Origin of the sequence: Streptomyces sp. NPDC006872, assembly GCF_040635845.1 — a bacterium.
Classification (GTDB): Bacteria; Actinomycetota; Actinomycetes; order Streptomycetales; family Streptomycetaceae; genus Streptomyces.
The window spans coordinates 1-16,655 of the sequence record NZ_JBEYIL010000041.1 but is presented as its reverse complement, the minus strand read 5'-3'; the positions used below and the strand labels follow the sequence as shown (position 1 = coordinate 16,655).

Annotated in this window: 11 protein-coding genes and 1 pseudogene; 6 read left to right on the top strand and 6 right to left on the bottom strand. The window is 64.0% G+C overall.

Annotated features, from left to right (window positions below):
* Nucleotides 1-253: 253 nt before the first annotated feature.
* From ABZ725_RS51775 to ABZ725_RS51750, 6 genes and pseudogenes are all read right to left on the bottom strand, one after another.
* On the bottom strand, nucleotides 254-1,435 hold the full coding sequence (locus ABZ725_RS51775; RefSeq protein ID WP_358809347.1) for an alpha-hydroxy-acid oxidizing protein: 1,182 nt from the start codon (nucleotides 1,433-1,435) through the stop codon (nucleotides 254-256).
* A 236-nt stretch (nucleotides 1,436-1,671) separates the two neighbouring features.
* Complete coding sequence (locus ABZ725_RS51770; RefSeq protein ID WP_358809346.1) at nucleotides 1,672-2,556, bottom strand: alpha/beta hydrolase; 885 nt, start codon at nucleotides 2,554-2,556, stop codon at nucleotides 1,672-1,674.
* A 37-nt stretch (nucleotides 2,557-2,593) separates the two neighbouring features.
* Nucleotides 2,594-3,862, bottom strand: a complete 1,269-nt coding sequence (locus ABZ725_RS51765; protein ID WP_358809345.1) for a cytochrome P450 — start codon at nucleotides 3,860-3,862, stop codon at nucleotides 2,594-2,596.
* Nucleotides 3,863-3,871: 9 nt separating this feature from the next.
* Nucleotides 3,872-5,107, bottom strand: coding sequence for a beta-ketoacyl-[acyl-carrier-protein] synthase family protein (locus ABZ725_RS51760; RefSeq protein WP_358809344.1), 1,236 nt, complete (start codon nucleotides 5,105-5,107; stop codon nucleotides 3,872-3,874).
* A gap of 73 nt (nucleotides 5,108-5,180) precedes the next feature.
* Nucleotides 5,181-6,083 carry a TauD/TfdA family dioxygenase gene (locus tag ABZ725_RS51755; protein ID WP_358809343.1) on the bottom strand — a complete coding sequence of 301 codons (903 nt, stop codon included), beginning with the start codon at nucleotides 6,081-6,083 and terminating at the stop codon, nucleotides 5,181-5,183.
* A 390-nt stretch (nucleotides 6,084-6,473) separates the two neighbouring features.
* Nucleotides 6,474-6,875: pseudogene (locus ABZ725_RS51750) on the bottom strand (transposase family protein); the annotation flags it as partial.
* Between the two features lie 951 nt (nucleotides 6,876-7,826).
* Here ABZ725_RS51750 and ABZ725_RS51745 point away from each other — a divergent pair.
* From ABZ725_RS51745 to ABZ725_RS51720, 6 genes are all read left to right on the top strand, one after another.
* Entirely contained in the window at nucleotides 7,827-8,012 is a 186-nt protein-coding gene (locus ABZ725_RS51745) for a hypothetical protein (protein WP_358809357.1), read from the top strand.
* 31 nt (nucleotides 8,013-8,043) lie between these two features.
* Nucleotides 8,044-8,664: a transposase gene (locus tag ABZ725_RS51740; RefSeq protein ID WP_358809342.1), complete on the top strand. Its 621-nt coding sequence runs from the start codon at nucleotides 8,044-8,046 to the stop codon at nucleotides 8,662-8,664.
* Nucleotides 8,665-9,537: 873 nt separating this feature from the next.
* Nucleotides 9,538-10,782, top strand: coding sequence for an MFS transporter (locus ABZ725_RS51735; RefSeq protein WP_358809341.1), 1,245 nt, complete (start codon nucleotides 9,538-9,540; stop codon nucleotides 10,780-10,782).
* Nucleotides 10,783-10,915: 133 nt separating this feature from the next.
* Nucleotides 10,916-12,388, top strand: a complete 1,473-nt coding sequence (locus ABZ725_RS51730; protein ID WP_358809340.1) for a ketol-acid reductoisomerase — start codon at nucleotides 10,916-10,918, stop codon at nucleotides 12,386-12,388.
* A 331-nt stretch (nucleotides 12,389-12,719) separates the two neighbouring features.
* On the top strand, nucleotides 12,720-13,133 hold the full coding sequence (locus tag ABZ725_RS51725; protein ID WP_358809339.1) for a hypothetical protein: 414 nt from the start codon (nucleotides 12,720-12,722) through the stop codon (nucleotides 13,131-13,133).
* Between the two features lie 670 nt (nucleotides 13,134-13,803).
* Nucleotides 13,804-15,225, top strand: a complete 1,422-nt coding sequence (locus ABZ725_RS51720; RefSeq protein ID WP_358809338.1) for an FAD-dependent oxidoreductase — start codon at nucleotides 13,804-13,806, stop codon at nucleotides 15,223-15,225.
* The last annotated feature ends 1,430 nt before the right edge of the window (nucleotides 15,226-16,655 follow it).

Sequence of the window (16,655 nt, the reverse complement as noted above, 5' to 3'; positions counted from 1 at the left end):
CCCGCTTCCGGGACTTTTCCCGGTCGTAGCCGCGGTCGGCGTAGATGGTGTGTGGTCGTCGGCGGGGCCGTCCGCGTCGGTCCCGCCGACGGGGGGGACGGCCTCGATAAAGGGTATGAGCTGGACCAGGTATGCGTCCATCGCGCTTGAAGTGGGCTCCGTACAGGACAGCTGGACGTCTTCCTGTTTCGGCCCTGTCTTTGCATGCCCTCGTCCACAGGTTTCTTCGAGAATGATCGAGAGAACCAGGAAATCAAGGCCGCACTCGGCGCAGGCTGTCTCGTGTGAGGTCGGCCACGGCTCGGTATCCGTCGACGGCCATGATGAGGTCCAACTCGGCGAGAATGGACTTGATGACGTGTACCACGCCTTTGGCACCGCCCAGGGCCATGCCGTAAGCGTAGGGGCGCCCAACACCGACGGCCGTAGCACCGAGGGCCAGGGCTTTGGCCACGTCGGCGCCGGAACGTACCCCTGAGTCGAAGAGGACGGGCAGGCCCTCGGCCACGTCCACCACGTCCGGCAGCGTGTACAGAGCCGGTAGCCCACCGTTGGCCTGGCGGCCGCCGTGGTTGGAGCAGTAGATGCCGTCGACACCCCCGTCTCGCGCGCGGCGAGCGTCGTCAGGATGACTGATGCCCTTAACGATCAGTGGGAGGCGGGTGAGCGAACGCAGCCACGGCAGGTCGTCCCACGTCAGTGGATTGCCCGAGATCTGTGTCCACAGCAGAATGGCGCTTTCGGGGTCCTGCTCCGGGGGCTTGGCAAGGCGTGTACGAAAGACGGGATCGCTGAAGTAGTTGGCCAGGCAGTGTCCTCGCACCTGAGGAAAGTTCCCGGTGGCCAGGTCACGGGGTCGCCAGCCCGTGACCCAGGTGTCGAGGGTGACGACGATGCCCCGGTAGCCGGCCTGTTCGGCGCGCGTTACCAGGCTCTGGGCGAGTTCCCGGTCATTGGGCGTGTACAGCTGGAAAAGGCCCGGAGTGCCGTCGAGGGCGGGGGCAACGGTCTCCATGCGGTCGGACATCAGAGTGGATCCGATGAGCGGGATGCCTGTTTCGGCGCTCGCGGAGGCCGCGGCAACGTCGCCGTGGCCGTCCTGCGCGCAGAGGCCGATCACCCCGATGGGCGCCATGAAGACCGGGGCGGGCCATGTCATGTCGAACAGTTGGACTGTCAGGTCTCTTTCGTGGGCACCGACAAACATCCGTGGATAGAGGCCCCATTCCTCGAAGGCTGTGGCGTTGCCTCGCTGGGTCGACTCGTCGCCGGCGCCGCCGGCGACGTACGACCGCAGAGAGGGAGACATGGCTTCCTGTGCGCGGGTCTCGAGTTCACTGTAGGAAAGAGGAAATTCCGGTAGCACACCTGCGAGGGCGGATCGGTAGATATCGTTCTGGTAGTCACCGAACGGAGCTGGTGACAAGCGACTCATGTGAATCAATTCTCCCGGAAGTCACGGAGTACGGTCGATGCTTTCCGCATTTACTGTGCCAGACCCGCTGCCCGCGGCGAAGTTTTGTCCGCTCCGCGCGCTCCAACATTCTTTTCGATGTGTTGCTCAGATCGGCGAGATACCGGGCAATGTCCTCTCTCGCAGTGGCCCGCGCGGCACGGATTTCTCCTGGCTGAATCTCGATTTCCCTGCCGCATGTTCGCCACGGTTTGTCATCACCCGTAGAATTCACAGCGGGGCGCGGCCGTTGCCATTGGCGTATGGGCGTCGTCGGACCGGAACTCCGGGCTGTCCAAGTGCTCACGCAGCAAAGCCGTGATCCTCTCGGGAATTTCGGTACTGAGCCAGTGGCCCTGGCCTTCGATGACTTCCAGCCGGTAGGCGCCGCGGACGTAATGGACACTGCGGTCCACCGCCGCGCGGCCGAGCGCCCTGTCTTCTGTGCCCCAGACATGCAGGACGCGAGGTGTCACAGGTCCGACCTCGATGGATACATCAGGCCGCATGGCGCGGTACCAGTTGAGCGTCGCGGTCAGCACCCCAGGTTCCGTGAGTCTGGCGACGTTCCTGTGAACTTGCTCCTCTGGCATCCGGCTGCCGTAGAGGGCTTTCAGACGATGCGCGTGACGTGACAGGAGCAGTTTCTCAGGTGTCCCCGTCTGCTCACGGAAGAAGCGCATGTAGTCCAGGCGTTCGTACTGGTCCCGATCGAGGAGTGCCTCGACGCGCAGGGCTTCGGGATGCGGGCAGGACAAGACAGCAAGCGAGTGGAGTTTCTCGGGTGCCAGTTCCGCGAGCTTCCACGCGACGGCGCCGCCCCAGTCCTGTCCCACGAGGTGGAACTTGTCGGACGTGAAAGCCTCCGCAAATCCCATCGCGTCCTGTGCCAGCACTTCGATCCCATAGTCGCCCACTGCAAGTGGCCGGACTTCCGGTGAGTAACCGCGCTGATCCACGGCAACTGCTTGGTAACCCAACGTCGCCAAGCCCACCAACTGGGACGTCCAGGAATCCGCGAACTCCGGCCAGCCGTGCAGCATGAGGACGAGCGGACCGTCCTCGGGGCCGGCGGTCAGCGCGTTGTACCGGTTGCCACTCACAGTGATCGTGGTTTCCCGTGGGGAGAGGCAGCGCACCCTATTCCCCCTGCCGCCGGGCGGCGAGACGTACAGGGAGTCTTCGCACGCTGTTGCTGATGACGGACGGCAGTGGGCGCAGCTTCTCCAGATCCACCGCAGCAATGAGGTCGGGGAATCTGGTGAAGAGCGATGAGAGGGCTATGGAGGTCTCCATACGCGCTAGCGGTGCACCCAGGCAATAGTGAATACCATGACCGAACGACAGATGCTGTGTGGGGCCACGCGTGATGTCGAAGACATCCGCAGTGGGCCCGAACTGCTTGTCGTCCCGCCCGGCGGCAGCATAGCTGGCAAGTATGGCATCGCCTTTAGGGATGACGGCCCCGTTGATCTCGATATCCTCCGTGGCGAACCTCATCGGAAATTGGCCGAGCGGAGAGTCATAGCGCAAGGACTCCTCCACTACGTTCTCCCACGACTGGGCGCCCGACATGACGAGATCACGCTGCGCGGGGTTCGCCAGCAGAGCCTTGGCCGCATTGACGATCAAATGCGCCGTAGTACCGTGGCCGGCCACCAGGAGAGTTGCCAGCGTGCCGAGGAGCTCTGCGTCACTGAGCTTGTCACCGCCGTCAGAGCTCGCCCGGATCAGATCCCCCGTCAGATTGGCTCCAGGAGCCTTGCGACAGTCAGCGATAAACCGCGCGAGAAGTTCGTACAGCGCCTTCTCGTTCGAGATCTGCTCACTCGTACTTGAGATGCTGCTCGACAGTACGTCCGAGATGGCGCGAAGTTCATCACGTCCTTCCTCGGGGAATCCCATCAGGTCGCAGATGACGGTCATAGGGAGCGGGTGAGCGAACACCTTGCGCAAGTCGACCCACAGGTGGCGTTCGGAGGCCAGGGCCTTCTCGAGGTCGTCGAGCAGAGCGCTGACAGCCTGTTCGATCTTGGGACGCAGCTCGGCCACGCGGCGGGCCGTGAACGCCTGGGAGACAAGGGTGCGCAGTCTTCGGTGATCGGTACCGTCGAGCGTTGCCATCGACCTGACCGTGACGACGCTGAGCAGAGGCCAGCCTGCCGGGACTTCCCCGTCCGCCAGAGCCCGCCAGTGTCGACTGTCCCTGCTCACCCGAGAATCACCAAGGATTTCTCGAAGAGTGGCATAATGTGTCACCGCCCAGGCTCTGACTCCGCCTGGTAATTCCACCAGAACGGCATCGGAAGCTGAGCGCAATTCGTAATTCTGCTCGTGTGGATCGCGGAAAATATCGAGGGATATGGGTTGCGCCATGTTTGTTTTCACCTTCTGGTTCTGCTCTTCCATCGCCGGCTGCTAGATCGAAGCGAACGCGATGCTGGTGTTGTGGCCGCCGAAGCCGAACGAGTTGCACAAGGCAGCGACATCACCGCCGGGAAGCTTGCGCTCGGTACGTGCCATGTCCAAGTCGATCCGCGGATCCGGTCGCTCCAGATTCACCGTCGGCGGCACAAGACGATCCCGGATGGCCAGCACCGTCGCTATCGACTCCACCGCACCGGACGCCCCGAGGAGATGACCGGTCATGGACTTGGAGGCCGTGGCGATCATGCCGTCCGCGGCCTTCCCCAGCACGCGGCGCACTGCGGAAGCCTCGATCACGTCGCCCATGGGGGTGGAGGTGGCGTGTGCGTTCACATGAACGATGTCCTCGGGCACCAGGTAGCCGTCCTCAAGAGCCTGCCGCATCGCGCGGAAGGCGCCCTTGGCATCCGGGTCCGGACGCACGATGTCGTAGCCGTCTGAGGTGACTCCCGTCCCAGACAGTTCCGCGTAGATGTTCGCTCCGCGCGCTCTCGCGTGGTCGTATGCCTCCAGGACGAGGATCCCGGCGCCTTCGCCGAGCACGAACCCGTCCCGGTCCAGATCCCACGGCCGCGATGCCAGCGTGGGAGCGTCATTTCGCGTGCTGAGCGCGGTCATCTGGGCGAACGCCGCAAGCGTCAGGGGCGTGATGGCGCTCTCGGCGCCACCCGCCAGGACGACATCGGCGCGGCCGAGCCTGATCTCATCGGCCGCCATCGCCAGTGCTTCGTTGCCGGATGCACACGCCGACACCGGAGTTCGCACGGCGGACCGCGCCTCGAATTCGATGCCGACGTAGGCGGCAGCCGAGTTGACCATCAACATCGGTATCCCCCAGGGCGACACACGACGTGGGTTCCCCGGCAGGTGGTCGTAATTGCTGAGGGTGGTGTGAAGGCCGCCGACCGCGCAGCCTACGACCACACCCAGTCTCTCTTTTGGCAGATCGTCAGTCAGTTCGGCGTCAGCCCAAGCCTCACGTGCTGCCGCTACGGCAAACTGCGCATTCCTGTCCATGCGCCGCCCTTTGACGCGTTCAACCGCGTGCGGCGGCTCGGCGACAACTGGTGCTGCTATCTTCACGGGCAGGTTCTGGGAATATCCGTCATCGAGTCTCCTTACTCCAGACCGTCCGTCCAGCATGGCCCGCCAGGTACTGGGCACGTCCTCCCCGATCGGAGTCACGCACCCAAGCCCTGTCACCACAACCCGCCGATTCGTCATCATTCGCTGCTCTCTGCGCCGACGGCTGCCCTGAGCCGGTCGACCGTGCTTTCGACTCCGAGAGGGGAAAACTTCGTCACGACAGGCGCGAGTACGCGGAAGGGTCGCCGGCGCGCATTTTGCTCTGCCGGCCGTCCACCGCAACGGGTATGTCACCGGCCACCGTGACCCGGTGCATGACGCGAGGGAGGTCCCCGTAGTCCGCGATGGCGTAGTGCTGTGTGGCCCGGTTGTCCCAGATGGCCACGTCGCCCTGCCGCCAGTGCCATCGCACGGTGTTCTCCAGCCGGGTAACGCGCTCCTGGAGCAACTGGTAGAGCAGACGGGACTCACCGTTCGTCACATCGACGAACCTCTTGGCGTATCTTCCGAGCAGGACGCAGCGCTCGCCGGTCTCCGGATGCACCCGGACTACGGGGTGTTCACATTCGAAGACATTGGCTCCGTACTCCGCGATAGATGCTTCTGCCTTTACGTCGATACCGCCGATGCGAACGTCGTCGACGTCATCCCCCGCGTAGTCGTGGACGTTCGTATGCACCGCCCACAGCTTTACCGCAAGCGCCTGCAACGGCTCCGGCAGCGAGGCGTAGGCAGCGGCGGTGTTCGCCCACGTCGTCTCACCGCCGTACGGCGTGAGCCGAACTGCCCGCAGAATGCTGATCGCCGGCACTCGGTCGACGAACGTGACATCGGTGTGCCAACTGTTCGCCTTGCCGTACTGGGAGTCGACGGGCAGCACCATCGAGTTATCCCCCCTCTTCACCATGGGGTGCGCCAGGGTGACATTGCCCAATCGGCTCGCGAATGCAACCTGGCCGGCATCGTCCAGCCCGTGCTGATTCCTCAGGAACACCACTTTGTACTTCAGCAGTGCGGCATGGATTCCTGCGACCGACACTTCATCCATGTCATCCGTAATGCGGACGCCCTCGATCAGACCTCCGAGGCCGCCTGCGACACGAGTCGCCGTAATCATTCTTGCACCCTCTTGTTCATTTCTCTTCAGATCTCGCGAATCCCAGAACCTCAGGCGGAATCTCGGTTGGTCAGCGCCCGTGGCCCACCGGATATGTCGACGCACTTGCGGCTCAATCCGTCTCTGGAGACACCTGACCTCCCAGCGCGATGCTACGGAGTAGACGACTGCCAGGTCTCGGAAATTCCCCTCCACCCAGAGTCTGGAAACTCCAGAACTCCCCCAAGACCATGCTTCCGAACTCGGACCATACTCAGCCGCCATGCCTACGATTGATAGAACGCCCGCGCCATGATTGTTAGTAAGATCGAGACATCAGTCACTCGTAGATCCAGGCGATCTGGCCCGAGTTCGTCGCTGATGGATTCGAGCAGCAGGTGATGGCTTAAACCAGTTGGGCTCGTCCGCGGCGATACGGTCGGTCGGGATCAGAGTGCCGTCGACGATGACGAAGTCGCCCTCGCCCAGGCCCACCAGGGCCTCGTGCAGCCCCAGTGCCCAGGTGGCCAGGATCTTGACGGTCTCGTCCCCGTACCGCCACGCCGTGGTTTCGGACACCCGAACCCTGCCCCCGCCTCGGCGAACGTCTCGTTCTTCCGTAGGTGGCCAGGACGAGCAGGGTTTGCTTGAAGCGACCGAGCTTCCGCCATGGGGAGTTCGGTTCACGCCTTCGGTGTAGATGAGCCACGAGACGTGCTCGACCAGCTGGTACGGGACGTCGAGCATGGAAGGATACGGAACCGACTGAATCACTCCACAGCGAGAGCCACGATAATCTTCACCTCCGGGCATAATTCGAAATATGCCCTGGAAGGGCGTAGGTGGGGGGCCTTGAGTGCGAGCTTGCACGCATCATTTTTGAATACTCCGACCGAATAATTTTTAATTGCCTCAAGGCCCCCCTCGATGTCCAATTGCCGGGAAGTAGAATTTTACCCAAATAGTCGTCAGCGGCTTCCATATCTAAAATTTGACCATCCCGGGCCCCTCGTCGTAAATCTTCAATTTTACCCCTTACGAAAAAGTCATTGGAATCGACTTTCTCCTGAGCCCATTCCCTATCATTCAATTCTCTGCTCGGCGTGTAGTGAATTGCACTTGCAGCAAATGATGAAGGGGCCGACAGCGACTGCTCAGATATCGGTGTGACTGCCGGAGGCAGAGGTCGAACCGGGTATGTAGAGCTTCTGACTGTAGGGGGCGGAATGTACCCGGGGGAGCGCGGATACGTGACTGCCGGCGGGAGGGCCGCCACTGGATACGCGGGGTTTCCGACCGTACCAGGCGAGAGCGTGTGAAAATGGAGTTGCTGCAGATACGCGGCTGCGGCTGCACTCCTTTCCTCATAAGCTAACGCGGAGGCTATGTCCGGGCGCATATCCCGGAGCGCCGGCTGACGCGCAGCCTCAGCTCCTTGACGCGCCCAGTCATTCCAATCAGGAAGCCGTTTATCCATTTTCCCATCCATTGAATTTGCTTTTTTTGGAAATTCCGGAAGAGGTTATTTCTCGGTGGATGCCGCGGGAAGGTGACCTACTGTGACTACGTATTTACTGTGCTCATGGTTCAGATCGCAGCTATAGAGATGAGCCGAGCCGTTACGATGAGGCCGATCGGGTGCCAAGCGGTTGGAGAGAGTACAGAGCCGCATCGAGTTCGCTGTCGGTCGGCAGCGGCCGGTGGGCGTGCATGTCGGTGCGGAGGGTGTTCGCCAGTACGAGGACATCGCCGGGGTCGGACTTCTTGCGCGAGATCCCCCTGCAACGGCGACGGCCAGCAGGTCCCCTCGGTGCGGACGGCATCACAGCCCGCGCTGCTCACGCCGCGATCAACGAGCTGGACACCCTGGGACGCGAGACCGCCCGGGGCCAGGACCTCACCCAGTTCCTGCCGGAGACCGAGAACCTCGACAAGGTCCTCGTGAGCTGAACCGGATTTTGTGGCGGCCCTGAAGCCGCGCATGATCGCCACGGTAGATGGGAGAACGCAGGTCCGATTGCCTGGGCCACGGAAGTACCCGGACGAGCTGCGCGAGCGGGCCGTCCGCGAGGTCCAGACCTCGGGCCGTCCGGTCCCGCATGTCGTCCGGGATCTGGGCATCCATATGGAAGCCCTGCGGCAATGGGTCCGTCAGGCCAAGGCCGACCAGGGGAACCGGCCCGATCTGCTCACCACGACCGAGAAGGATGAGCTCACTCAACTCCGCAAGGAAAAAAGCCGAGTTGAGGCGGGCGAACGAGACCCTGAAAGCAGCCTCGGTGTTTTTCGCGAAGGAGCTCGGCCAGCCCCGCACGAGGCCGACGCGGTGTTCAGCCAGCTCCGCGACGACTCCGGGGACGCCTCAATCCGCTACAGCCACCCGGCACCCCGCCCCACCGCATGGCAAAAGGGCTCTTCGCCGTTTCCAGCTCGGCCACGCTCCGGCACTGCCGTCGCAGTGTCGGTGACGACCAGTGAGGTCGGTGCCGTGCTCTCCGGTCGGCTCTTTTGCGTCAGGGCTGTTCTTTTCAGCCAGCGTCAGCAAAGTTCGAACCCTGCGGCGGGATCACCACGTAGCTCCCAGTGGATGCCGTACATCTGAGTCGTTCGCTGCCTGCCGGGCCACCTCGTCACGGAGGGCAGCAGCTCATCCGGCATCCACGCCGGCCTCATCACGCATGGTCGAGGCCGGCACGCCGTGGCCCAGGCACCCATGCAGTCCGGGCCACGGCCCGCGGAAGACCCGGATGGCGTCCCCGTAAACCCCTGGAGCCCGCAACGGGCCGTCGCCGCCATGCTGGTCGAGCGGCCCCTTCCCGGCCGGAGCCCCGCGCGGGAACACAGGGCACCGCCGTCCCGGCGATCGCCGCCTCCCTGCGTCACCGCAGGTTCGAAGCCGTGACATGCGTTCGATGTCGCCACGCGGGCTCCGGGTCTCGGCTGTCGGCCCGGCCCGGCCCGGCGCGGAAGAAAAATCCTCTCCGAATCTCGAAGAGGTGAGAACCATCCGGGGCGGCCCCACGTAGCTAGGAAGAGATACGGCGTGAGCGGCCGACATCCGACCCCCCGTCGAAGGACGCAGCTCACGCGGTATCTCGCCGGCCTCGTCGCCCATGGACGGGGCCGAGCGGCGGCGTGGCCCGCTATCCCCCAAGAGCCCGGGTCACGCCGCCGCAAGCATGACTGTCCGTGCCTTCAGCCGCATGGCTGCGCGCCACGAACGCCGCTGTTCCGGATCCAGAAAGGAAGCTCGCCATGGCCAAGGCCGACTGGTAGGTCGCGTTGTATCAGGACCCGGTGCATGCTCGCGGGCGTGAACATGCACCGGGACGCCTGACCCCTTCGTGGCACGCCGAAGCTCCGTCCAGGATCCGCGCCGTACGAGAGACTCTCGCCATACGACGGCCTCTCGCCATACGACGGCCTCTCGCCGGACTTCGCGCGAATGCACGGCGAAAGGCTGTCCGTAGCCGTCATGCACAGCGAACACACCCCCCGTTCCCTCTTCTCCTCGACCGAGTTCCGGGCCGCCTGGTCGGCCGAGCTGATCTCGTACTTCGGGGATCAGCTCGCCCGGATCGCGCTGGCGGTCCTGGTCTTCGACCGCACGAACTCGGCGGCGCTGACCGGGCTCACCTACGCTCTCACCTACGTGCCGAGTGTCGTCGGCGCGCTCACGCTCTCCCCGGTCGCGGATCGCCACCCGCGCCGAAGCGTCATCATGGCCGTGGACATCTCGAGGGCCGCGGTCGTGGGGGCCATGGCGATTCCGGGTGTTCCGCTCGCCGTTCTCTGCCTTCTCGTGTCTGTCATGTCCTTTCTCGGAGGGCCGTACAAGGCCGCGCAGCTCGCCTTGCTGCGGGACATCCTCAGCGCCGAGCAGTATCCGGTCGGCATGTCTGTCCGTCAGGTCACCACGCAGACGGCGCAGATCTTCGGATTCGCTTTCGGAGGGGCACTGTCCTGGCTCCTCACCCCTGAGGTGTGTCTCGCTTTCGACGCCGTGACATTCGTGGCGGCCTACGCGCTCTACCGTGCCTTCGTCAGACCGCGGTCCAGAGAACCGATGAAATCCAGGCCCGCGGTCGGCAGCCTGAGTCTGCTCTGGGGTGAGCCGCGTCGGCGGGCGATCTTTCTGAGCACCGCTCTCGGGTTCTTCTACATCGCCCCCGAGGCCCTGGCGACGCCGTACGTCAGCGGACTCGGCCGCGGACCCGCCTGGACCGGTGGCCTGATGGCCTGCACGGGCGTGGGCGCGGTCCTCGGACTGTGGGCGTTCCATCGGTTCGTGCCGGTCCGTCGGCATGCCGCCCACCTGCCTCTGCTCTGTATCACGGCGGGTCTTCCGCTGGTCGTCGTCGCGGTCCGGAGCGGCAGCATCTACCTGGCCATGGTGGCCTTCGCCGTCAGCAACGCCCTGTGGTGCGTCCAGGTCGTCGTCTCCGTCTCCACCCTGATCGAGCTGCTGCCGGACGATGTCCGCGCTCAGGGCATGGGAACGGCGTCGGCCATGAATCTCACCGCCCAGGGAATCGGTACCGCGGCTGCCGGACTTCTCGCGGAGTGGCAGGGCCCGGTCGTCGCCGTGTCCCTCATGGGGGCCCTGTCCGCGCCGGCCGGGCTGTGGCCCGCTCTGCTGTGGCTCAGGAGCACACGGCCCGCCGCGTCCGCCTCCGCCTCCGCCTCCGCCTCCGCAAGGCAGGACGTGAGCTGGACGTGAGCAGCCCTCGTGGAGTGTGACGCCCCAGAGCGTCCACCGTCCGGCACCCGACCTCGTGCCAGTCAGCACCCGTCCATGGACGACGCAAGCCGTCGTCGTGAGAAAGAACAGGTTGAGAACCTTGGAAGCACCCATGGAAGCACTGGACTTCGACACCGCCGTCTTCGACAAGGAGTACGTCAACCTCGGAGACCGACGTGAGGCGGTCGTACGCGGCGGCCGGCATCTGTTCGACCGGCTTCCGGCCGCGTTCGAGGGGGTACGGCAGATCGGAGTGATCGGCTGGGGGTCGCAGGGGCCTGCCCAGGCCCAGAACCTGCGCGACTCCCTGGGCGACGCCGTCAAAGTGGTGGTCGGTCTCCGGGAAGGATCCCGGTCGCGGGACTTTGCCCGTGCCGCGGGCTTCACCGAGGAGGAAGGCTCTCTCGGAGAGATGCTCGAGGTCGTCGCGGCCTCCGACATGGTCCTGCTGCTCATATCCGACGCCGCGCTGGCCGAGAACTACGCGGACATCTTCACCGCACTGCGTCCGGGCACGACGCTGGGCCTGTCGCACGGGTTCCTGCTGGGGCATCTCACGGACACCGGTGAGCGGTTCCCGCAGGACGTCGATGTGATCGCCGTCTGCCCCAAGGGCATGGGACCCTCGGTGCGCGCCCTCTACGTGCAGGGTTCCACCGTGAACGGCGCCGGCATCAACGCGAGTTTCGCCGTCGAACAGGACGTCACCGGCCGCGCCGTCGAACGGGCCCTCGGGTGGTCGGTGGCGCTCGGGGCACCGTTCACCTTCCAGACCACGCTGCGCTCCGAGTACCTGTCGGACCTGACCGGTGAGCGCGCCATGCTGCTCGGCGGTGTGCACGGAATCGTGGAAAGCCTCTACCGGCGCTACCGTGACGAGAAGATGAGCGAGGACGACGCCTTCCGTCACTCGGTGGAATCCGTCACCGGCCCCCTCTCGCGGATCATCTCGAAGGACGGCCTCATAGGCGTCTACGAGCGTCTCGCGGACGAGGACAAGGAAATATTCGCGGAGGCGTACTCCGCCGCGTATCCCGTCGGGCTCGAACTGACAGCGGAGATCTACGACGAGGTGAGTTCCGGCAACGAGATCCGCAGCGTGATCCTGGCCGGCAAGCGCCTCGACCGTTTCCCGATGGGCCGCGTCGACCAGGCGGACATGTGGCGTGTCGGCCAAAGCGTGCGGGCGGCACGCGAGACGGACGCCGAGGTTCCGCTCGACCCCTTCACCGCCGGCGTGTTCTGCGGCGTCATGATGGCCCAGGCGGACCTCCTCCTGGAGCGCGGCCACCCCTACTCCGAGATCGCCAACGAGTCCGTCATCGAGGCGGTCGACTCCCTCAACCCGTACATGCACGCCCGCGGCGTGGCCTACATGGTGGACAACTGCTCGACCACGGCACGACTCGGAGCCCGGAAGTGGGCTCCCCGCTTCGACTACCTCCTCACGCAACGGGCGTACCCGGCGGTCGATGACAAGACCGTGGACCGCTCCCCCTTCGAGGCGTTCGAGGGGCACGTCCTCCACCAGGTGCTGGAGGTCTGCTCGCGGATGCGTCCGTCGGTCGACATCTTCGTCGAGTAGGCCAGAGGGCTCCCGGGGGTTCTTCCGGCCGCCAGGGCTGTGCTGAGTCGTGGCCGGCTCATACGGCCGAGGACCAGAGGATTCTGACGCCCCCGAGACGGCATTGGCGGCCGGCCTGTCCACCCCCAGCCGCCGTCGGCGCAACGGTCCCGAGTCCATCGTCGGCCCTCACGAAGGATCGGGTTCGAAGGAGTACGGCAGAACCGGCGAGACCTTCCGCCCGTATCCCCAAGTACCCGTTGGCAGGCGAACTCGCGTTGCCAGGAGAGCCGTCGTCTCGTCACGGTCGCTGTCAGAAGCCCGATGAACACCACGGAGAACAGGGTGCCGAATGTCCACACAGGATGAACCCACAAGGAAAGCCACATCTCCGGAAGACATCGCGCAAGATGTCTACGCGTATGCATATCTCCCTCGCGCCTCCTACGGCCAGAGCACTCCACGTCTCGACATCCCGACCAACCTGAGGAAGTCCGTCGTCGAAGTCGTGGCCAGAAAGCTGCCGAAAGAAAGGCCGAGCCGCTTCCCCTTCTTGGGGAAACTCCTCCAGGACAGGAGGATCGCCGCCGAGGCGAAAAGGGTGGTCAAGGCGTACGAGGAAACGCGCACCAACGCCTTGAGGACATCTGCCGGAAGCGCCGGGAGGAATGCGGCCGGAGAAGTCTACGAGAGGAGACACCCGAGGCGATCGACAACAGCCGGAAGACCGCCGTCGAAGAGCAAGCCAGAGCGGCCGCAGGTCTGATCTTCCAGGCAGACACAGTCGGAGCCCTCCAGCAGAGCATCTCCCCGCAGCGCTCAGCTCTGGCCATGGCGAGCATGAACCCGACACAGAACGGAAAAATTCGGAAGAAAGCGGAGAGAATTTATGCCGCAATGTGCGCTGAGCATTCGCAGGGTCTGGCGGATGCGGCCATGACGGCGCCTCGTGACGCGTCGACCGCGCCAAGTCAGAAAACCACCCAACCAACTTCCAAACCGGCTGGGTCTTATGCGATGAGCCCCACGAACCGTCAGGCGATGGGTGGTGCCCGGCATCGCGCATAAGTCACGCGCGCAAGATCTGATTCAAGTAGTCGGTGTTCATGTGCATAAGGGGTGCCATCGAGTCACGCGGCCCGTCCGTCGAGTTCGCCGCCGCCTTCAGGCTCCGCTGACGGGCGATCGCGCCGGTCGTCGAGGCTTTTACGAAGGATTTCAGCGTCGTGGCGTGTTACCGGGCGAGCGTGGCGGCCCACCAGGATCCGCTGGTGGGCCGCCGACTGCTCGGTGGATCCGGAGATCGAGGTGGCACAGGTCTTCTATGTCCCGCTCGCGTCGTCCGTGAGGCTTGGCGGTCAATGGGCAGCTCGGAATCGAAGCTGACCGGGGCGGATTCCGCTCTGTTCCCAGGGGAAAACGAAGGGTACGCAAAAATGGCACACGGCAATGACACGCCCCGGCTGTCGCGGCGCGGATTCGTGTCCGCTGTCGGTCTGGGCACGGCAGCGGCACTGGCGGGCAGTGTCGTCGGCTCGGAATCCGCGTACGCGGTGTCTGCCGACGAGGCACGGCAACGAGTTGTCGTCATCGGCGGTGGCATCGCCGGCCTGGCGACCGCCTGGCTGCTGGACGGACACCACGACGTCACGGTGCTCGAGTCGGCGCCCTCGCTCGGCGGCCATGTGGCGAGCGTGCCCGTGGAGACCAGTGATGGCCGCAGGGCGATCGTGGACCTCGGGGCGCAGTTCTTCGGAGCCCAATCTCATCCGATTTACCACAAGTTGGTCACATCGGTCCTTCAGGTACCCACGGTCGCCAATCGGTTCGACAACACCGTCACCCGCTACGGTGAACAGACGCCGGTCATGGTGACACCCGGTGCCGATCGGCCGATCACGGACGTTCTGCCGTATCTCCCGGCGCTCCAGGCCGTCGCGGAATTGATGGACAGGGCGCGGGAACTCGAGGCGAACCGGGACTGGGGCGTCACGGTCACCGATCTGGTCGAGGCGATGACCGTAGAAGACGCACTGAAGCAGAGCCTTGTCTACCCGTACGTGGCTTCGGTGAACGGTGCGACGGTCAGTCAGGTCAAGGATTTCTCGGCGCGTGCGGCGCTGGCGCTCGGCGTGCGGCCACTGGTCGGCGAGGGTACAGAGCAGACGACGGACTATGTGAACGCCCGCGACGGTCTTCAGTCCGTCATATCCGCCATGGCCGGGGAACTCACCGGGGTGACCACTCTCGTGAATACGCAGGCTGTGGGGCTCACTCGAAGTGGCCAGGTCTATCAGGTCACGGACAGCCGAGGGCAGGTTCACCTCGCGGATCAGGTCGTCTTCGCACTGCCTCCCGAATCGGCCGTGCCCCTGGTGAGTCAATTGCCTCAGGCCGGTCGGCTCACGCAGATCTACGGCCGCTTCCGCTACATGCCGGGCCGCATCGTGATCCACGAAGACCCGGTCTACATGCCTGCCCTGACGGCAGACTGGTCCTCGTTCAACATCACGCACGATGACGACTATGCCGAGGCGTCGATCTCGTACGGGCGGTTGCGCGGGGACATCGACGTCTTCAAGAGCTGGGCTCTGCACCGCCGCGAAGAGCCCAAGCGGCTGCTTGCCGCGCAGGACTTCCGTCACCCGATGATCACGCCGGACTTCATTCGGGCACAGGGAGATCTACAGGGCCTCAACGGCAAGGACGGCCTGTGGTTCGCCGGCAGCCATGTGGTGGACGTGGACAGCCAGGAGAGTGCTCTCTATTCCGCGCTGACGATCGGGAACGCCCTGGCACCGGAGTCGGCGAACCGGACCCGCCTGGGCGTCCTGCCGACGACGCCTGTCACCCCCTGATACCCCTCGAAGCCGCGCATGATCGCCACGCGCCATTATCTGCCGCAGCGGAAAGTTACCTGGCCGCAAGACTCCCTGCGGCGCTTATCACTGACCGCCACGTCGATGCAGGCCCGCCGCCGAACGGTGCTGAACCGAGTATGCAGTGGCTGGGACGACCGGGGCACTAGGTCCGGAGTTGGTGCGAGGCACATGCACTGGGGTCATCCGAGCAACAGGCATTATCATTTCCAAGTCTCGATCCTGAGCCTGCTGATGGGAACGTTCCATCCAGCTGGCTCCCATATCGATCCCAGTGCCCAGAGCCGACAGCATAGTGGCAGTACCGTTTGTGGCTTTGGCCCAGGGCGAATCCTGGTCGGGTGTAACAGCTGTAGCTATTTGCGATCCCGCCGCAGCAGTCCTGACGAAAGCCGCCGTCCCACTCATGAACCTGTGCGCAGTACTCGTATTCTGCCGAGTCGCCTGCACTCCATCCTTCGCAGCATTCATCGTCTGCCAGGCTGCACCCAATCCGTTAAGTACCCTTGCCGGGTATGGACCTGTGAAGTTTCCGAGCCCGCCCAGGATCGTAGGAGAAACATCATTGAGGAACTGCGCTACTTGCGCAGTGGTGGGCATCCACTTCCGCGCCGAAGCACTCCAGCGGTGAAACCGACCGGGATCTGCAGCTGGAGCCATGTAGAAATCTCTCGTTCCCTCAACGTGGATAGCCATAGCCACGTGTTCTGCCGGCGGCAGGATAGGAGCGATCACAGGGCCCTCCCCTGCTGTCACGCTTGTGCCAGGGCCGACAAAAGCTCCATGCCTAACATCCCCTGATGCGCTAATAACAGAGAAGGCAGACTTGAAACTTTCGTTCGAACCCGAACTGGTAGCAGAATTTGGCATTTATCTCAATCCTTCGCTATTTCGTGATTGTGGTTCGCGATAGCTCTATCGCCTTGTGACTCCGAGCTTCTAATGAACACTACGAGCTCGCGACAGGCACGGTTCAACTTGCTCCCGTCTTTTCTTCTGGCACCCATGTGCCAACGCTGGCTACGAAAATTGAGCCAGACCGGAAACGGCTGCACGAAGCGGTGTACCCGTTGCTCAACGCGGCCAGCGATGGTACTGGTCCTGCCGCATGACGGCGGAGTCTTCGCGCTTCGGGGCAGATCAGCCTCGGCGGGTCCTGCTCCTGCTTCTGCATTGACAGTGGAGCGCACGTCTTCGACGCTAAAGCGCGTTGCAGAACGCCGTGTTTTTGCAGTTCAAGGCCCGATCGCGGCTCTGCTGATCAAGCGGCCAGGGCGAGGTTGCGCATGCGGGCGACGGCCTGGACTGCGTGGTTTAGAGGCCATCTCATTTGGCGAGTCTGCGGTAGCAGATGAGGGTGCAGGCGATGCTGGTGAAGGCCAGGAAGTGAGCGGCCTTGCGTTCGTAGC